An 18,442-nucleotide genomic window follows, 5' to 3' on the forward strand; every position below is an offset into this window, starting at 1 on the left:
GAACCTACACACGACGCCTTCCGATATGAGAGGTGCGAGACGATTTTCACCCGCTATGAAGCCGTCATCTCGACGTGGCGGCGAGAACGGCCGCCTTGACCGCCCGCTCCACGGCATCGGCGTCGAACGGGATCAGGACCCATCCGGACGACTCGATCAGATCCCGGTCGGCGGCGGCGAGGGTGTCGACGGTGGCCGTCAGCCTGAGATTCGGCCACGAGAGCGACACGGGAATGCCCTCGACGAGCTCGTCGCCGACCGCCGGTACGGGCATGCCGTCGATCTCGGACAGGACGCGGAGGAGTGCTGCCTCGTCTTCCGTGCCGGATCGGATCGCCTCGGCCCAGTCATCGGAGAGCTCGGGCAGCTCCGCGCGCTCCTCCTCCACCACATTGATGACAGCCGCGAAGGTCTCGGCCGTCGACTCGTCCATCCAGTACGAGCTCGGGTTGCCTTCGACGAAGCGTGACGGCATGCGGTGCCCGCGCTTCGCCGCCGCACGGTCCGTGAACGCGAGCGCGCCGGCCAGGGATCGGACGCTCTCCTCTCCCACCCGTTCGGCGAGGACGGGCGCGGGGACCGGCTCGGGAGCGGCGGCGACCAGTGCGGCGAAGATGCTCCGTGCCCGGTCGCCGATCTCCGCCCAGTACTCCGACGCGTCGTCGAGGTCGGTCTCGGGGTCCCAGTGGCGGGCGGCCTCGTCGGGTGCCGACGGCGCCTCTGGTCGAAACTGCTGCCGGACGTCCGCGAGCCGACGCCCGTCCTCCAGCGACCAGAACGTCCAGCCGTTGGTGACCCCGCCGCGCACGTAGCGGCCGGCGCGTGACGGGGTGTCGAACGTCTGATCGTCCACGACGATCAGGCCGGCCTCGGTCACGACGGCGGTCTTGGCGCCCCAGGTCCCGGACCGCGGCCGCAGGATGGTGCCGGCTGCGATCATCCCAGCATGGACGAGCTCGGCCACCGTGACGCTCACCTGACCGCTCGTCCGGGCGTCCGTGACCTCACCTGTATGGGCGTCTGGTACCGGCCACACCGCGAGCATCCCGTCGAGGAGGATCTGGGTCCGGACGTCGATGTGCTCCTCGTCCCAGCCGGTCTCGCTCATCGTCAGCAGGCGACTGTTCAGCAGCAGGACGTCGTGCTGCGCGATCTTCGCGCGCTTGCCGCCGCGGCCGAGCCACGCGGCGTTCGACGCGGACGAGTTGAGCTTGCCCGTCAGGAGGGTGAGGTTGCCCAGCCGGTGCACGTGGGAGTTGCGCGCGATCTCGTCCTGAAGGTTGTCGACGGGCCACTTCCTCTCCCAGGACTGCGGGAGCAGGTGCTCGATCGGGTACGCGCCGCGTGGTACCTGCTGCGCGTCGTACTCGCCCCGGAGCTGGTTCTCGGCGGCCTCGAGGAACATTCGCAGCCGGGTCCGCGAGAAGCGTCGGTAGGCTCGCTCCTCCTCGAACACCTGGCGGATCTCGGCGTCGCCCGGCCAGTAGGTGGAGGTGACGCGGAAGGACCGCAGGGTGTCCTCGACGCGCTCGACGAGACCCTCCGCCGGGACGCCTCGCATCGCTCGGAGGACCTCGGCGACGGCGCGGCCCAGGGATGTCGAGGTGAGCCGCAGCAGGGTGCGACGCACGAGCCAGCTCTCGACGAGGCGCACGACGCCGAACACGACGTCGTCGGGCAGGGTGTCGTCCGCCGGGTGCAGCCTGAGCAGGATCGGCGTCAGCGCCGCCGATCCGATCGCGCGCGACCGGTACATGCACATCTCGACCGGGTCGAGGCTCCGGCGGGTGTCCCCGACGGCGCGGGTCCAGCGCTCGTAGAGCTCGGCCTGCGCGCGCATGTCCATGAGGACGTCGAGCATCGGGCGTCCGGCCTCGTGCTCCATGTAGTGCTTGAACCGCGTGAAGGTCGCTCTGGGGCGCACCTCCTCGGTGACCGTCGCCGCGAGCCACTGGTTGATGAACAGGGCTGCGTGCGTCGACGTCGCACGCCCGACCGTGATCTCGGAGTCCCAGAACGCGGAGTCGAAGGGCCACACGTCCCGGTACGCCGATCGTGCGTCCGCACCCTCCTTCGCGAGGCGCTGGAAGACGAGGTTCTTGACCAGGTCGGCGGCCGTCAGGGGAGTACCGCGAGCGTTGAGGGTCTCGAAGATGGCCTGGGAGTCCTCGTTCGCCTGCAGGTCGATGACGACGAACTGGATGCCGTTCGACAGCACGCCGGCCAGGAGCTCCGCCCGCTGCGTGACGTCGTCCGGCCGTACCCCGGCACTGACGTCGCCCTCCCCGTCCAGCCACTCGCCGACGCAGCGGGCGAAGTACGCGTGCGCCGCCGTGATGCGGGACGTCGAGTGCGGCAGGTCGTCGTGGGTGACCGGCGGTTCCGCGTTCATGACGTCGTCGAACGCCGCACGGTCGCGGTTGGTGTGCCGCACCTTGAGGCGCTGCTCCTCGTCGTCCACGAACGCAGGGTTGTTGTGCGTCAGGGCTTCGAGCTGGGTGCTGTACCGGTCGAGCCCGCGCTCCTCGAACGCGGCGCCCGCGGCATCCATGAGGAGCTGAAGCGTGGTCAGCCGCTGCTGACCGTCGATGACGTTCCGCACGATGAGGTTCCCCATTGCGGACTCCTCCGCCTGGACGACGACGGCCCCCAGAAAGTGGCTCGCCCCGATCGAGCCGCTGTGCCGGATCGACGCGATCCGGACCACGTCCTGCCACAGCGGCTCCCACTGGTCCTCCTCCTCCCACACGTAGGGGCGTTGGAAGAGTGGGACCACGATCTGCTGCGGCTGGATGAAGATCTGCTGCGGGGTCCGGACGTTCGTTTCCACTCGAGCGTTCCTCGTCCTTCGTGGTCTCGCGGGGGCGGATGGTGTCACTGGCGTGCGGAACTGCTGACTCGCTCGTGCGAGTCAGCAGGCGTCTACGCTGGCATGGCGGGCTCGGCTCGTGCCGCGAGGCGGCGCTCGAACTCGGCGTAGGCCTGGCGCATATGGGCCTCGCGGTCGAGGGTCTGGAACGGGAGCTCGTAGGTGTAGGCGACGCCGCTGCCCGGGTGGACGGCGGTGAGGTCGTCCTCCGAGAAGCGGCCGTCGTTGCCGCCCTTCTTGCGCCACGTGGTCAGGACGGTGTTCGGGACGAGGCGGCCGTTGTCGTCGTAGTGGTCCCGGTTGCGGTCGTAGCCGTAGAGCACCGGGAACTGGGTGCGGTAGATGGTGCACAGCTCGTCCGCGGTCAGACCCAGCGACAGCGCCACCAGGGCGTCGATCTCCAGCAATGCCTGGCGGCGGTCCTCCGCCCGGCGCAGCGGCGTCTCCGGCGTCCACACCGGGTCGACGTCGCCGAGGTCCACCCAGCCCGTGCGCTCCGGCAGGCCGGTCCACAAGTCGTCGCGGAATGCCTCGTCGTAGCACTCGGCCCAGAGGTCGGCGTAGGCGTCGGTGACGCAGTTGAGGCGAAGGCCACGCAACAGGATCTCGTTCTGGAGGCGTTCGTCGACCATCGGGAGTCGTTCGACGGTCGTGGCGGAGATGGTCGACTTCGGTGCGGAGCGCACCGCGAAGTCATGAATCAGCGACCCTGCGATGGACCCGACGAGTGCGATGGTTCGCGACCCGGCGGCGGGTGCGCCCAGCGACGAGACCCCGTGGATGTGCGCGGTGCCCGGCGGGATGATCGCCGGGATGAACGTGCGCTCGCCGGTGTTTGCGGCCATGTTGCGCCAGGCGAGGCGGTAAAAGGCGCGGGCGGAGACGGTCTCGGTGCGGACGGTGGTGCCGTCGGCGCGGGAAGCCGTCTCCACGTGGCGGATGAACTTCGGATCCACGGCGGGGGAGTCGTCGATGGGCTTGCCGTCCGGGCCGACGACGACGTCGCGGGTCCAGTGCGTGTACGCCGCGTCGTAGGCCTTGCGGTCGCCGCGCGGCTTGTACGACGTCGCCGGGATCGTGGTTGCGCCGAGATCTTCCAGGTCAACGGCGGTCCAGTCCCGTTGATTTGCCATTGTCGGGTTCGGGTTCTTGTTGGCGGGATTGCCGACACCGACGTGCGAACCCTGAAGGATCGCGTCTCGCCAGGCTCCGGGTTTACCCCAATCGGACTCGAAAAGGCCTCTTGTGCGGTCGTTCTTCTCGTGCCATCCCGCTGAGAACTGGAGGCCGAGCGACCCGATTCGCGGCGCGGAAGCAAGAGTACCGAGTACCCCAGCCGTCGCCCGGTTCACCGCGTAGACCATGCGACTCTGGCGCAGGGGAACATCGACACCTTCGAGAATTTCATTCCACGTGCCGAGTACTTCGTCGTCGACGTGGACGATTCGGGCGGCGTGAGGTCGTAGGTCCCACTGGCCATCCAAGTCCTTGATCCCAGGCTCCGCGCCTGTTCCGTCGTGGAGGAGTGACCTTTCTACCGTGTCGGGGTGGTAGAGGGACGCCGATTGGAGGAAGCGGGGGCGGCCGGTATCGCCGTAGATGTTGATGCCGTATAGCTTCTGGTTTTGGATCTCGAAGAGTTGGAGCTCATTGATGAATTGCCAGTGGCGACGCAGGCGTTCGTAAGTTGCGGCACGGAGGAGACCCGCTCGTTCGTCCGTGAAATGGGACTCGAGGTGGATGAGGGCGGTCGTTCCGGCCGTGGACTGATGCCGCCAGGTCTGCTCCATGAAGCAGCGATACAGGTCGGGCTGTAGCCCGGCCAAGTGTGGGTAGTCCTGAACGGAGCTGACGAACTCCTTGGTCACTTCGACGTCACCGACCGCGCCGACGACGAAGTCGACCATGCCCTCGGTGGCGAGGGCAGACTCACGGTGAGCAGCGAGCTCCGACTGTGTCGCCTTGTTCTTGAGTTGCCACCACGGGTCGGCCTCGGCGAGCAGGGCTTCAAGGTCTACCATCGGCCGGACCCACGGCGGGTTACCCACCTGAAGGTCGAACCCACCGCAAGCGGCGAACACCGCGGCAAAGTCGAGCTCCCAGTGGAAGAACCCCTGCTGAGCGGCAACCCGTTGGCACACGACGAGCCACGGGTGCTCGCGCAGCACTCGTTCCGGCGATGCGACACCGGCGAACGAGAGCTCGAGCTCTTCGGCCTCGTTGAGCTCGTCCCAGTCGGCAGTCGACGCAAGGGTCTGGTCGCCGCCGGTCCACTTCCGTCCACGCCCCGAGGCTCCGGTCTCGGCGTGGACGCCGAGTACGGCGCGCAGGCCGGCGATCCACTCGTCCAGGGTCGGCGGTTCGACGCTCTCCTCGGAACCGTCGTCAGACTTGACCCGGGTTAACCCATCAGTCAGCGGCCAGAACCACAGCGCCGACCACGCGTCCATGACGAGTCGGAGCCGCTGGTACGCGCCCTTCGCGTCGGCCAGTGCCTCTTCGATCTGCTTGCGCGTGACGGCGCCGCCGACGGGCAGGTCGTCGGCCCCCCACACGTCGATGGACCGGCGGATCTGGTCCTCGGCGATGCGGAGCCGCTGGTGCGCGAGGTCCCACAGCGTCTCGACCCGGTGCGCGAGGTTGACCAGCTCGTCAGCCTGCTTCTTCGACGGCGTCACGAGCATCGACTTGCGCCAGGCCTTGAGGCGGGCCAGCGCCTCGGGGGCGAGTTCCTTGGCTTCCTTCGCCTCGACGGCCGAGCCCCAGCCAGCGGCGGGGAGCAGGAAGTGGTGGATCCTCCCGCCCACGTCGCCGAGCGAGCTGGACCGCCCGGCGGAGCGGTCGGCGTCTGACGGCGCGAGCGGCACGTCCGTGGGTACCGCGGTGAGCCACGCCCGCTTGGCGAGCTGGTCGCGGCGGTACACCGCACGTCGGGCACCGATGAGGGAGTTGCCGCGCTTGAGGTGCAGGCCGAACCACGGCGCCTGCAGACCCTCGCCCATCGTGTCGAGCCACAGGGAGATCTCGGCGAGCTCGACGGCGGTCCCGTTGAGGTCCACCCCGTACACGTTGTGCAGGGCGATGTACGCCTTGACCTTCTGGAGCTCGGCGGCGTAGCGGTCGGGGTCGATCCGCTCGCCCGTCTCCGCCTGCTTGCGCCGCAGGTACGCGGCGGCGAGCTGGCGCACCGCCTCGATGGCGAACGCGCCGGAGCCGAGGGCCGGCTCGCACACCGTGAGGTCGAGGATCTCGCGCGCCGACATCGTGCGGGGGACCTCGCGGCCCTCCCACTCGACGGAGCCCTCCTTGACCTCGTCCGGCCCGATGAGCTCGACAAGCGCCTGCGACACCGTGAACCGGGTCAGCACCTCCGGCGTGTAGTACGACGCCGACTGCTGCCGCTCCCGGCCCGCGAGCCGGAACACGAACGTGCCCTGCTCGTGCACCACCGGCTTCTGCTCGCCCGTGACCGGGTCCGGCGCGGTGACGAAGTCCTTCGATGCGATCGACTGCGACCGCACGACCGGCACCACCCACGAGCCCTTCTCGGCGTTGCCGTCCTTGGCGACCTCGTGCAGGTCCTCGGTGGCGAAGAAGCCCGTGTAGCTCATGAGCCCCTCGTACACGGCGCCGAGCTGGTTGATGCCGAGCTCGGCGTACGAGATGAACCCGCGGTCCTTGCCCTTCGACTCCTTGCTCAGCAGCAGGTGCCGCAGCACCTGCTGCAGCGCCGCGTTCCCCAGCCCGACGGCGTCGATGTGCGCGGTCTTCGCCGGCAGGAACAGGTCCGCCTTGAGCGGCTGGAACGTCAGGCCGTCCGCCCCGTCGTCCACCCGGCGCACCTCGCCGCCGACCCGCTCGTCCCGCGCCGCTCCTGCCGCGCCGTCGTGCCCGGCGTCGACGAGCCGGAACAGCGTGCCCAGCGACTGGTAGAGGTGCGTGCCGTCCTCCGCACGCGGGCCGGAGATCTCCACGAGCGTCAGCTCGCGCAGCCGGTCCAGGCTGTAGCCCTGCTCGTACGTCGGGTCGCCGACGGGCAGCACGCCCAGCTCCGGGGACGCCTCCGCGAACAGCAGGAACAGGATCCGGTACAGGAAGCGCAGCGACTGCCCGGCGAGCTCCTGCGCCTCGGCCTGCGGCAGCGGGTCCCGACCCTGCGCGGCACGGCGCCGCACCACCTCGTTCGCGATGATCTCGATGGACAGCCGCACGCCCTCGCGCAGGTCCTTCGACACCCCCACGGTGTGCTTCACCGACTCGTCCAGCACGCCCGGCCACCACAGGTTGCCTTCGGGGTCGGGGGCGAGCGACGCCGCCTCGACGCACGTCAGCGCCGTGTCCGTCTCCCCGCCGCGCTTGTCGTCCGCCCGCTCGGCCACGAGCTGCAGGTCGACGGCGAGGTAGCGGCCCTCCGCCCAGCGCGCCTTCTCCGCGACGAGCATCCACCCGCCCGCCAGCACGAGCGCGAACTCGGGCGCGTCGTCCTGCACGAACAGGTACGACAGCAGCCGCGCCACCGAGTGGATCTGCGTCGTGTCGTCGACGGCGTACGGCTCGAGCAGCGTCCGGTCGCGGGGCGACGGCTTGTCCCGGTCACCCTTGGCGAGCAGGGACTCGACGTCCTTGACCGCCACCGCCTCGACGATCACGAGAGGAGCCGCGGCTTCCAAGCCGGTCGCGTGGACCCGGACCACCGGGCCATCCTGCTTCGACTGCAGCGCGACCGACGTGTAGCCGAGCACCCTGCGTAGCTCTGCGTAGAGCTCGGGCAGCACGGCGAACCGGCCGCCCTCCTCGCCCAGCCCCGCCAGCGTCGACAGCAGGCTCGCCCGCGCACCCACGAACCGGGCACGCGTCGTCTGCTCGCCCTCCTTCTCGGCGTCGTCCCACGCCTTGCGGCGCTCCAGCACCCGCGTCCGGAAGGACTGCTTGCCGTCCGACCCGACGTAGTGCTCGCTGATCCAGTCCTCGCCGACGACGATCGCGTCGCTCGCGGCCATCAGTGGTTCTCCTCGGTGTCGGGCTGGTCGACGGGGACGACGACGAGCAGGGGTCGCAGCAGGGTGCGGTGCGGCACCATCTCCCGCGCGAGGCGGGTCTCCTCGTCGACGTCGGACTGGCGGCTCGCGATGCCGGACCTCGCGGCCGCGGCCTCGCGGCCGATGAGCGCCGACGCCTCCATGCGCCAGTGCTGGCTGCGTCGCAGCCACGCCTCGACGCGCTCCTGCGTCTCGGCGCGGATCGACTCGATCTGGTCGCCCACCGACGCCTCCGCGGACGCGACGGCCTGGCGGACGAACGGCTGGAGCGCCTCCGCACCCGGGATCGCTCCCGTGTTGGTGGTGCCCACGCGCAGGTGCGCGACGGCGTCGGCGGACGACGCGTGCTGCGACGCGAGGCCGAATGACGGGCTGTCCGGGTTGGGGAACGCGACCGTCTGGTACGACGTCGCGACGACCTGACCCCGGACGTTGTACAACGCCGCCTGCACCAGCACCGTGAGGTCCTCGACGCCGCCGCGCACGGCGAACACCTGGCGGCGCTGCAACGTCGAGAGCACACGGTCGGACGCCCAGTCCACCACCGGGTGCAGCGGCCCGAGGAAGTGCGCCTCCGGCCAGGTGGAGCGCGACTCCGCGCTCTTCGCGTTCACCAGCTCCTGGGTGCCGCGCGCGGTCGCCGTCGCGAGCCGCAGCGTCTCGGTCACGTTCCGGTCCGTGAGGTACGACTGCGGCAGTACCTCCAGCCGCTGCTGCAGGTCGCGCGGCGGCTTGAGCGAGGCGAGGGACTGCTGGGGGTAGGTCTTCCACGCGACGCCGTTCGGAGGCTCCTGCCCCGGCGTCGTGCAGATCTGGGTGAGCGCGTCCTCCAGGAACGACAGCTCGTCGTCGTAGACGCCCGTGCTGCCGCCGGTCTCCACCGTCGAGGCGTAGGTCTCCGGCTCGGCGGGAGCCGCGGCGCCCATGCCCATCAGACGCGCCAGGAGGCCGGCGGGACCGTCGTCGGCGACGACCTCCTCGACCTCCTTCACGACGCTCTCCAGCGACCTCGCTCGGCGGAGAACGTCCGCGATCGCCTTCTCCTCGGCCTTCACCGAGTACTCGCCCATGAGCGACGCCGTGTCGCCGAGCGCGGTGTGCGCGTGGTGCTCGCGCTTCATCAGACGGGTCAGCACGCGGAGGTCGCCGCCGAACTGTCGGGTCGTCTGCGGGTCCAGCAGGAGGCTGGTGATCTGCGGGGCGTGCTTCTGCCCGTAGCGGTCGATGCGGCCGTTGCGCTGCTCGATGCGGATCAGCGACCACGGGATGTCGTAGTGCACCAGGTGGTGGCAGTGGCTGTGCAGGTTCACGCCCTCGGACGCCACGTCGCCCGTCACCAGCACGCGGATCGGCGACGACGCGAGCTTGAACGACTCGACGATCGCCTGCTGGTCGACGTCGGACAGGCCGCCGTGCAGCACGACGACGTTCTCGTCCGTCAGCCCGAGGTCCTGCACGAGCTTCTTCCGGAGCCAGCCCAGGGTCGCGACACGCTCCGCGAAGACCACCGCGCGCATCTCCGCACCCTTGCGGACGCCGATGCCTCGCAGGTGGTCGAGCAGCGCGTCGTACTTCGCCGACGGCTCGGTGAGCGAGCGCCGGGCGAGGCCGTGCAGGCGCGTGAGCGCGGCACGCTCGGCGTCTCGCGTGCCGGTGCCCGACGCCGCTCCCGGGCCGGGCGAGGCCAGGCCGGGAAGGTGCGCCTCGCCGTCGGGCACGGGGCTTGTGTCCGTGGTGTCCGGGGCGACGAGCGAGTCCTCGTCGTCGGACTCCTGCCGGCCGCCCTCCAGGACGCGCAGCCGCTTGCGGATCGACTCCTCCAGCGCGGCGGGGGAGGACAGGAACGCTTTGGCGAGCGTCCACGGGAAGAGCGTGGCACCACCCTTGCCGGAGTACGGGCTCGCACCACCGGCAGGCCAGAGCCACGTGCGCTCCAGCTCGACCGCGATCTCCTCCTCGACCGGCGACGCCGGGACGAGCACGTTCCGCGGTTCCCTGCGCTCCGCCCAGTCCGCCCCCACGACCGACGCGACCTCGGGCGAGTGCCGGTGCCGACGGACGATCAGCCGCTCCACCTGCTTCTCGTCCAGTTCCACGCCGTCGGGCTTGACGGCGGACGGCTCCAGCATCCGGACCAGCGCCGCGAACGACCTGGGGTCGCCGTTGTGCGGGGTGGCGCTGGCGAGGACGAGCGCGTCCGTCTGGCGGGAGAGCATCGTCGCGAGGCGGAAGTTCTGCGTCGAGGAGTTCGTCACGTTGTGCGACTCGTCGATCACGACCGCGTCCCACCGGTGCTTGCGCAGGTGCGCCACGTACTTGTCGGACTTCAACGTGTCGATCGAGATGATGACCCGCTTGAAGAACGCGAACGGGTTGCGGTTCGCCGGCAGCTTCTGCCGGATGCGCTGGATGCCCGTGCTGTCCAGGCGGACGAACGGCAGGGCGAAACGCGTCCACAGCTCGAACTGCATCTGCTCCAGCACATGCTTCGGCGTCACGACGAGGATCCGCTCGCCGCGCCCCCGCCGCGCGAGCTCCGACAGGATCATGCCGATCTCGAGGGTCTTACCCAGGCCCACCGCGTCCGCCAGCAAGATGCGGGGACGCAGGTTGTCCGGGTCCAGAGCCTTGCGCACCGCCGCGAACTGGTACGGCAGCGGGTCCGCCAGCGCCCGGTGCGCCGTCGTGAGCGCCGGGTCCGCGATCGGGACCGGCGTCTTGCGCAGCATCGCCTCGAGCCACAGGCGCGACGTGCGGTACCTGGGCGAACCGTCGGCCACTACCGTCGTCTCCGCCGGGTCCGCGACCGCGACGTCGTCGAGCGCGGTCGAGAAGACCGCCTCCGTGTCACGCACCAGCTCCGACAACCCCACGACGTGGACGAAGTGCCCGTCCGTCGTCGGCTCGATCTGGGTGACCAGCCACTCCTCGTCCCGGACGACAACCGTCGACCCCGGGGCCGCGGTGAACTCTGTTCGTGACTCCGCCGTCGCTGTCACGTGCCTGCTCCTTGCGTGGTGCCATGTCTGTTCGAGTGAGGGTCTGCGCCCGCACGTTGCTCGGGTCATCTTCTCCCGGAACGCGGCCCGTGCGTTCCGTTGGAAAGTCGACGATCGGGATGCCCTGAGGGTATCCGCGAGGTGTGTCGAGGATGTCCGGGTTGCGGGTGAAGTTCTGTGCTGGCCGTATCACCGGCCGTCGCGGCCCAGTAGCGTCTGCGCCTGCGTGCTCATCGGGGAAAGAGGGGACTCGGCCCATGGCTCAGAGCGACACCGTTCCACCTTCGATCTGGCGGACATGGAAGCCCTACGCGGCCATCGCTGTCGGCATCGTGGGTGTCATCTGGTGGTACAACAGCCAGTCCTCGATCGCCGACCTCAAGGACGGGTCATACGCCTGCCAGGCGGTGTACGTCAACGAGTCCGGCAAGTACGAGCTGCTTGTCGACGCCGCGGGGAACGGCTTCGCCGGCCAGGCGACGGTACGCGCTGGGGAGGTCGTCGAGATGACTGGAGACGCGAGCTTCTCGTCGACAGAACTGGGCTCCGTCACCATCCGGAAGAGTGGAAGCTCGCACTTCCACGCGACCGACGACCCCGCGGTCCACAGCTACAACGCCGTCGCTTGCGACCTCGCACGATGAGGGAACGCCAGCCGAGCCCCAGAACTGCCGTGGGCGGGGTCGTGGGTCTCGCCGTACTTCTCGGCGGTTGCACCGCGCCGTACGCGCCGCAGAGCGACGACCACGGCTCGTACGGGACCGGTGGTGGCGAGGCAGTGGCGGCGTCGTGCAGTTCGCTCCTTGAGCGTGTGATCTCTCGTCTGCGAGCCGGTGACACAGACGGCGCGATCAACGGCGAGCTGGACGCGTTGGGGGCTGAGTGCCCGACGGAGTACGACGTCTTCGTCGACTACGTCACGCTCACCTCGTTTGCCGAGGTCGCGGGCAACGACTCCTGCGCCGAGATCGCAGCGCACGACGTCATGCCCGCCGCCCTCGACTTTGCCGTTCAAGAAGGACTCTGCTCGGCTGGCCCGGTAGACGACCTGACGGTGGCCCCGACCTGGTCCTGCGGCTATTCGCCCACTTACAACGACGACTGGCACGACGACGTGGTCTGCACCAATGGTGCCGACGAGCAGCGTCCCTACCTTCGCGAATGGGACGATTTCATTTCGGAGGACGAGATCATGGAGTCGGCAAGGGAATACGAGGCGCAGTTGAACGCCGGATAGCGCTGCCGGGCCATGTGGTCAACACCTCGATCCGCGTGTGCAGGTCATTGACAGGAACGTCGTCGAAGGGCGCGTCGCGCTCCCGAAGTCAGGGCTGCTGCGGTCCGTTCCGGTCAAGGCGCTCGAGCGCAGCCGACAGGACGTGTCGCCACATGCGCGGGGGTGCGTTCTCCTCCAAGAGCTCCAGAACGTTCTGCGCGTGGAACTGCACCGTCTTCTGCTGAGCAGAGGTGAGGCCGACGAGCGCCGTGCCATGAGGAGTGCTTCCAGCTGCTTCGAAGTTCCCCGAAGGCGCCTGCGCCGGCTCTGGTTCGGGCTCGGGCTCGCTAGCTTTCGGTGAGAATGCAGTCGCAAGAGTTTCAACGGCTTCGGGCGCTGCCGACGGGACAGCCGGGCCCTGCGGTGAGCTGACCTGGTCCGACTCGGGCGCGAGTGCCTGCGGGAGAGTGCCCACGGGGTAGACGACGTCGAGGTACTTCGTCGTGCGGGTGAGCGCGATGTAGAGCATGCGCTCGCCGTGAGGCCCCGCACCGACGATCTCGGCGGGGTCCACGACGACGACAGCATCGAACTCGAGGCCCTTCGCGGCGACCGGGCTGACAAGGTTGATCGACGCACCGAGTGCGCCGTTGTCCGCGTCGTCCCAGTTGATGTCTTCGTCGCGCAGCGCGGCGACGATCTCTTCTCGCCGGGCGTCCGGGCAGACCACACCGAGGAACCTGCCCTTGCCGGAGTGCTCCTGGATCGCCTCGAGCACGGCGCGAGCGACCGATGCCGGCTCTTCCTCGCGGAGCTGGGGAGCGCGTGGTGCGTCGCGGACGACGAGAGGTGCTGTGACACCAGGTGCCGCCGTCGGCAGCAGCTTCGCGGCGAGATCCATGACCTGCCGCGGGACGCGGTACCCGTACTTCAGCTCGACGGACTCGTGCGGGAGCGGCGAGCGGAGAAGTGCGACGACATCGTCCCAGCTGTCGCGCGCCCAGAGGCCGGTCGACTGGGCGATGTCGCCGACGACGGTGAACGCGCCGTTCGCCGAGCGGCGTCGGATGGCCAACCACTGCATCGGGGAGAGGTCCTGAGCCTCGTCGACGACGATGTGCCGGTAGGACTCGTTCTCGCCGCCCATCTCCGCTGCCGCGTGGTCCAGCAGGACGACATCCTCACGTGACCAGGACTGCTCCGACATCCGCTGGGCCGACGCGCGGCGCAGCAGCTGGATCTCGCCGACGGTCAGTGACGTTCCCTGCGCTGCAGACGCCAGCCGCACGAGCGACCCGAAGAGGTCGCGCACGTACGACTGCGGTGACAGCTGAGGCCAGATGCGCTCCACGGCGTTGTCGATCTCGGTGGCGTCGAGAAGATCGCGGACGTCCCCCGTGAGTCGGTCGCCGTCGTCCTTGGCGCGCCGACGAGCCTTGACCGCGATCTCGGAAGCGAGGCGCTCGCGGAAGGCGCCTCGGCCGACGGAGTAGGGCTTGTCGCTCTCGTCGTCGATCAGGGCTGCCAGCTCGTTCGGTTCGAGGCGCACGCGCCACGAGACGCCGCGCACGGTGAACGGCTGGTCCTCCGTCGGGAAGCGCAGCCGGTCGCGCAGGCCCTTCGCCAGGACGTCGACCATGCGGTCGTCGCCCTTGAGTCGTGCTGCTGCCGGATCCTCCTTGACGTTGACCGTGACCGGCTTTCCGAGCAGCCCGGTGACGTCGGTCTGGCGTACGTGCTCGTCGCCCAGCTCGGGGAGCACCTTGCTGATGTACCGGGTAAACGTCGGGTTCGGGCCGATGACCAGGACCTCGTCAGGTGCGACGTCACCCTCGTAGAGGAGCGAGGACACGCGGTGGAGCGCGACCGCGGTCTTCCCCGTGCCGGGCCCGCCCTGGACGACGAGCAGCTGCTCGGCGTCGGCGCTGATGAGTGCCGCCTGCGCCGCCTGGATCGTCTCGACGATCTGGCGCATCTCCGGCTTGCGCTCCTGCTCGAGCGCATCGACCAGCAACGAGTCCTCGCCCATCACGTAGGCGACGGGATCCTGTCCGGGGTCGAGGTCCTCCAGCGCTGCGATGCGCCGGGCGAGCTCGGCAAAGACCGTGTCGCTCGTCTCCGTGATCGTGTTGACCGGCTGGACGTGGTAACGCCTCTGACGGAGGACGTCGCCCGGGTCGTGTGCGGTCGCCGAGGCGAGCCCCTGGACGAAGCGGGCCTTCCACGAGTAGACGAGGACGTCACCGGCGTCGTCCCGCACCCCAGCGCGCCCGACGTAGAACGTCTCGTCCTCCGTGTCGATCCGGAGGTACGCGGCGGCGTCCGAAGGATCTCCCAACGTGTCGTCGGCCTCGGCGTTCGCCTTGAGCCTGCTCGCGGCCTTGTTGTCCCCCGCAGCCGAAGGCGCCGCGCTGCGCGCGGCCCGCTTCGCTTCCCGGACGTCGCGGGCATGGGTGAAGTAGGCCTGCTCGTCAGCGAGCGACGCGGCGACCGGCGGAGTGTTCACACGTCTCCTTCGATGTGGTTGCGCGAACACTAACCCGTACCTCCGACACGGGGGCGAAACCACCTCGCGGTTTCACCCGCGCCGTGAAGCGAGTGACCTTCGTGAGCGGGTTACGGGCGTCCAAAGCGTTCGAAGCGCCATGCAAGGAGCTCTCGGTCGGGTCTGTCGGCACGACGGCGGGGGAGCGTGAGGTGGCGCCCGTGCATCTCCTGAAGGCCGTGCTTGAGCATCGGGCCGTCGATCTCCGCGAGCAGCTCGAGCGCGATGCGTACCTCGCCGTCAGGCGTCACGCCGAGCATGTTCTGGTCGTACGCAGCGTGATGGATCTTGCAGAGGGCGAGCCCGTTGTTCACGGTCGGCAGTCCACGCTCGTCGCTGTCCGGCACGATGTGCGCCGCGTCGAGCAGTGCGCCGTGCTTGAGCTCGCAGATCGCGCACCGGGTCTCGTAGGCGACGAGGACGCGGGTGCGGAACGCCGGCTGGTGCAGTCGCTGCTTGGCGAGCCGGAGCGCGTACTCGCGCTGCGGGGTCGTGAGGTGGGCCGGATCGGGGATGAACCGGAAGGCCTCGTCCAGGGCGATGAGGAACTGGCTGTTCTCCGGCTCGTCGTCCACGACGTACACCGGGGCGACCGGGGTGTAGATGTTCGGGACTTCCTTGCGGAACAGGATGAGCGGCATCCCGCTCGTCATCGCTTCGCGGAGCTTCCGGTTGTCGCCCGACCACGGGTCACCGGCGCGATACGCGTAGTGCAGGAGGCCGTCGTCGGACTCGGTGTCGTCGTACGGGCCGTGCGCCGAGCTCACGATGGACAGCGTCGACGAGAAGCTGTGCGGGTTCCGGATCCCGCGCGAGTAGTCGATCACCGGGAGCTTGCGGCCGTCGATGTGGAAATCCAGCAGCTCGTCGCGGTGGAGGAACCCTCCGTTCGCCTCAGCGCGCTCGTGCACCCACTGGATGATGCGCGTGCGAAGCGCAGTTTCAACGGCGGATTCCATGCCGGAAGCTCATCAGGCACTCTCGCGAAGAGCAAGCGTCCTTGGGGTGAATTGTCGAGTGTCAGCAACTCCGACCTGCTCTGTTGCCTCGGCCATGTGCAGCGTAGATGTCCTGCTAGACGTAGCGTAGAAAGTCTGCTAGAGGTAGCCTAGAGGCCCTGCTAGAGGTAGCGTAGCTGGGTGGATATCTACCGTCGACGTGTCATCGACACCGTCCTGGATGACGTGCAGCCGTCGTTGCGGGCGGTCGTCCTGCAAGGTGCCAAGGGCGTGGGAAAGACCGCGACGGCCAGCAGGCGTGCGCGAACCGTGATCCGCCTTGACCGGGAGGTCGAGCGGACGACGTTCGCCGCTCAGCCCGATATGCTCGCGGAGCTCCCCGGCCCGGTGCTCATCGACGAGTGGCAGCGTTGGCCGGAGTCCTGGGACGTCGTGCGTCGGGCTGTCGACGACGGATCACCTCGGGGACGGCTCCTCCTGGCGGGGAGCTCTGCGCCGCGGGGAGCGACCGTCCACTCGGGGGCGGGCCGCATCGTGCCGTTCCGGATGCGGCCGCTGAGCCTTGCGGAGCGCGGAGTCGCGGAGCCCACGGTGAGCCTCACCGCGCTGCTGCGTGGAGGTGCGACGATCACGGGCGACAGCGGCCTCCGGCTGACCGACTACGCGGAGCAGATCGTGGCGACCGGGTTCCCGGGAATCTACGACGAGCCAGCGCAGACGCGTCCCGCTCTCATCGACGCCTACCTGGAGAACCTCGTCCAGCGGGAGTTCCCCGAGCAGGGCTACCCGGTACGCAAGCCACAGGTCCTCGCCGCGTGGCTGGCTGGGTATGCCGCCGCGACCTCGACCACGACCCAGTACAGCCGCATCCTCGACGCGGCCACTCCGGGCGAGGCGAACAAGCCGGCACGGACCACGACGCTCGCGTACCGCGACGTCCTCAGTGGGCTGTGGGTGCTGGACCCGCTTCCCGCGTGGCTGCCCACGCGCAACGAGTTCGACCGGCTCGCGAGCACCCCGAAGCACCAGCTGGCAGATCCGGGGCTCGCGGCACGACTGCTGCGGGCCTCTGCGGCGTCGCTCGTCCGCGGTCGACGCGACCATCTTCTGGGGCCGTTGTTCGAGCATCTCGTGGCGATGTGCGTGCAGGTCTACGCCCTCGCCAGCGGCGCGGCCGTCTCTCATCTGCGGACCCGCAACGGTGACCACGAGGTGGACGTCGTCGTGGAAGGCCCCGAGGGGAGCGTCGTCGCGATCGAGGTGAAGCTAACGCCCACCCCGTCCGAGGCGGACCTCCGGCACCTGAAGTGGCTCCGGCAGCGGCTCGGTGACGACCTGGCCGACGCTGTTGTCGTCACGACCGGGCCCCGTGCGTACCGCCGCCCAGACGGGATCGCCGTCGTCCCGGCGGCGCTCCTGGGACCCTGACACCCTGCCAAGCCCTCTTCAGCTCGGTGGCCGCCAGCCCAGCACCCCGCGGAGCGCCCACGCTCCCAGTGCCGCGCTCCACGGGCCGGTGAGTTGTGCGCCCAGGTCGCGGACGGTGGTCACTGCCGGGGAGGTGGCGCGTGACATCGCCGCCGTCCGCGCGGACAGCGTCATGATCTTCTCGACGCGCGGGCGGCGCTCGTCCGACCACCGCTGCAGCGACGCGGGGACGTCGGCGCCGCCCGTGCCGCCGCCCGTCCGCACTCCCAGCACCACAGCGTCCTCGAGCGCCTGGCATCCGCCCTGACCGACGTTCGGCAGCATCGCGTGCGCGGCGTCGCCGACAAGCGCGACGCGGCCGGTGACCAGCGAGGCGGGGGGAGCGGGGAGGTGCCGCAGCTCGTGGCACAGCACCGCGGCGGGATCGACCGAGGCCAGCAGCGAGGGGATCGGCGCGTGCCAGTCAGCGAGCCGTTCGCGGAGCTCCGCGAACGACGCCGGGACCCCGGCGGCGTCGGCGACGGACACGTAGGAGTACACGCGCCCGTCGGCGAGCGGCACGATCCCGACGACGATCCCGCGACCCCACGTCTCGCTCCCGACCGCACCGCCCGGCTCGCCGGGCGGGGCCTCGGCGACGAGCCGCCACGCCGTCGACCCGCCCGGTTCCGGCCCCGGCGCGCCTGGCCACCAGTGCCGCCGGGTCGGCGAGTCGATGCCGTCGGCCGCGACGACGAGCGCCGCCTCGATCTCCTCGGTGTCGCCCGGTGACCGGTCGTCGACGCCCAGCCGATCCGGCGACGGCTCCCCGTCCGAACGCCCGTCACCCTGTCGCGGCGCGTCGCCGCTCCGCCCGATGGCACCGTCCCGTCCGACGTCACGGCACTGCCCGACGGCGTCGCGCACCCGCACGCGCGCGGGCCGTCCCGCGTCGCCGGGGTCCACGACGGCGGCGTCGACGCCGAGCCGCAGCGCACCGTCGGGCAGGGCGTCGGCGAGCATGCCGACGAGCTGGGCGCGGTGCAGCACGAGCGTCTGGTCGCCGAACCGGGCGCTCGCGGCGGACGCGTTGGCGCGGACGAGCCAGCGCCCGTCGGGCCGGCGCAGCCCGACCTCGCCCTGGAGCGCGGCGAGGTCGCGCAGCCGGTCGCCGAGGCCGAGCGCGCCGAGCGCGCGGACGGCGTTGGGGGCGACGGCGATCCCGGCCCCGACGGGTTCGAGCGAGCACGCGCGTTCCAGGACGGTGACGTCCCACCCGGCGCGGGCGAGCGCGACGCCGGACGCGAGCCCGCCGATCCCGCCACCGACGACGACGGCCCGCGCGCTCACCACTCGTTCTCACCGCAGAAGATCACGGTCGTGACGCTACCGGCGCAGCGGGTGGTGC

9 protein-coding genes are annotated in these 18,442 nt (G+C 69.9%); 3 read left to right on the forward strand and 6 right to left on the reverse strand.

Translation table 11 applies throughout. The features are described 5' to 3' along the window. Window positions 1-64 precede the first annotated feature (64 nt). The 3 genes from ACFC2L_RS14725 to ACFC2L_RS14735 form a co-directional block, all read right to left on the reverse strand. A complete protein-coding gene (locus ACFC2L_RS14725; protein ID WP_375825028.1) occupies window positions 65-2,830 on the reverse strand; it encodes a DUF262 domain-containing protein in 2,766 nt (921 codons plus the stop codon). Window positions 2,831-2,922: 92 nt separating this feature from the next. Continuing rightward, window positions 2,923-7,869 (reverse strand): class I SAM-dependent DNA methyltransferase, encoded by a 4,947-nt coding sequence (locus ACFC2L_RS14730; RefSeq protein ID WP_375825029.1) that lies wholly within the window; start codon window positions 7,867-7,869, stop codon window positions 2,923-2,925. Further along, window positions 7,869-10,907: a helicase-related protein gene (locus ACFC2L_RS14735; RefSeq protein ID WP_375825030.1), complete on the reverse strand. Its 3,039-nt coding sequence runs from the start codon at window positions 10,905-10,907 to the stop codon at window positions 7,869-7,871. The genes ACFC2L_RS14730 and ACFC2L_RS14735 overlap by 1 nt, the downstream gene beginning before the upstream one ends. Before the next feature lie 257 nt (window positions 10,908-11,164). Here ACFC2L_RS14735 and ACFC2L_RS14740 point away from each other — a divergent pair, with 257 nt between their 5' ends. Both ACFC2L_RS14740 and ACFC2L_RS14745 read left to right on the forward strand, forming a co-directional pair. Continuing rightward, window positions 11,165-11,551: a hypothetical protein gene (locus ACFC2L_RS14740; protein ID WP_375825031.1), complete on the forward strand. Its 387-nt coding sequence runs from the start codon at window positions 11,165-11,167 to the stop codon at window positions 11,549-11,551. Window positions 11,552-11,592: 41 nt separating this feature from the next. Next, entirely contained in the window at window positions 11,593-12,144 is a 552-nt protein-coding gene (locus ACFC2L_RS14745) for a hypothetical protein (protein WP_375825032.1), read from the forward strand. 88 nt (window positions 12,145-12,232) lie between these two features. Here the strand turns inward: ACFC2L_RS14745 and ACFC2L_RS14750 are convergent, their stop codons facing one another. Together ACFC2L_RS14750 and ACFC2L_RS14755 are read right to left on the reverse strand one after the other, a co-directional pair. Beyond that, window positions 12,233-14,629 carry a HelD family protein gene (locus ACFC2L_RS14750; protein WP_375825033.1) on the reverse strand — a complete coding sequence of 799 codons (2,397 nt, stop codon included), beginning with the start codon at window positions 14,627-14,629 and terminating at the stop codon, window positions 12,233-12,235. Window positions 14,630-14,739: 110 nt separating this feature from the next. After that, entirely contained in the window at window positions 14,740-15,579 is an 840-nt protein-coding gene (locus ACFC2L_RS14755) for an HNH endonuclease (protein WP_375825034.1), read from the reverse strand. 228 nt (window positions 15,580-15,807) lie between these two features. Between ACFC2L_RS14755 and ACFC2L_RS14760 the strand changes: the two genes are divergently transcribed. Continuing rightward, a complete protein-coding gene (locus ACFC2L_RS14760; RefSeq protein ID WP_375825035.1) occupies window positions 15,808-17,055 on the forward strand; it encodes an ATP-binding protein in 1,248 nt (415 codons plus the stop codon). 18 nt (window positions 17,056-17,073) lie between these two features. Here ACFC2L_RS14760 and ACFC2L_RS14765 read toward each other — a convergent pair whose 3' ends face one another. Beyond that, the gene (locus ACFC2L_RS14765; RefSeq protein ID WP_375825036.1) at window positions 17,074-18,384 is read right to left on the reverse strand and encodes an FAD-dependent monooxygenase; all 1,311 of its coding nucleotides are present in this window, start codon (window positions 18,382-18,384) and stop codon (window positions 17,074-17,076) included. Window positions 18,385-18,442: the final 58 nt, after the last annotated feature.

Origin of the sequence: Cellulosimicrobium sp. NPDC055967 (assembly GCF_042269845.1) — a bacterium.
GTDB lineage: Bacteria > Actinomycetota > Actinomycetes > Actinomycetales > Cellulomonadaceae > Cellulosimicrobium.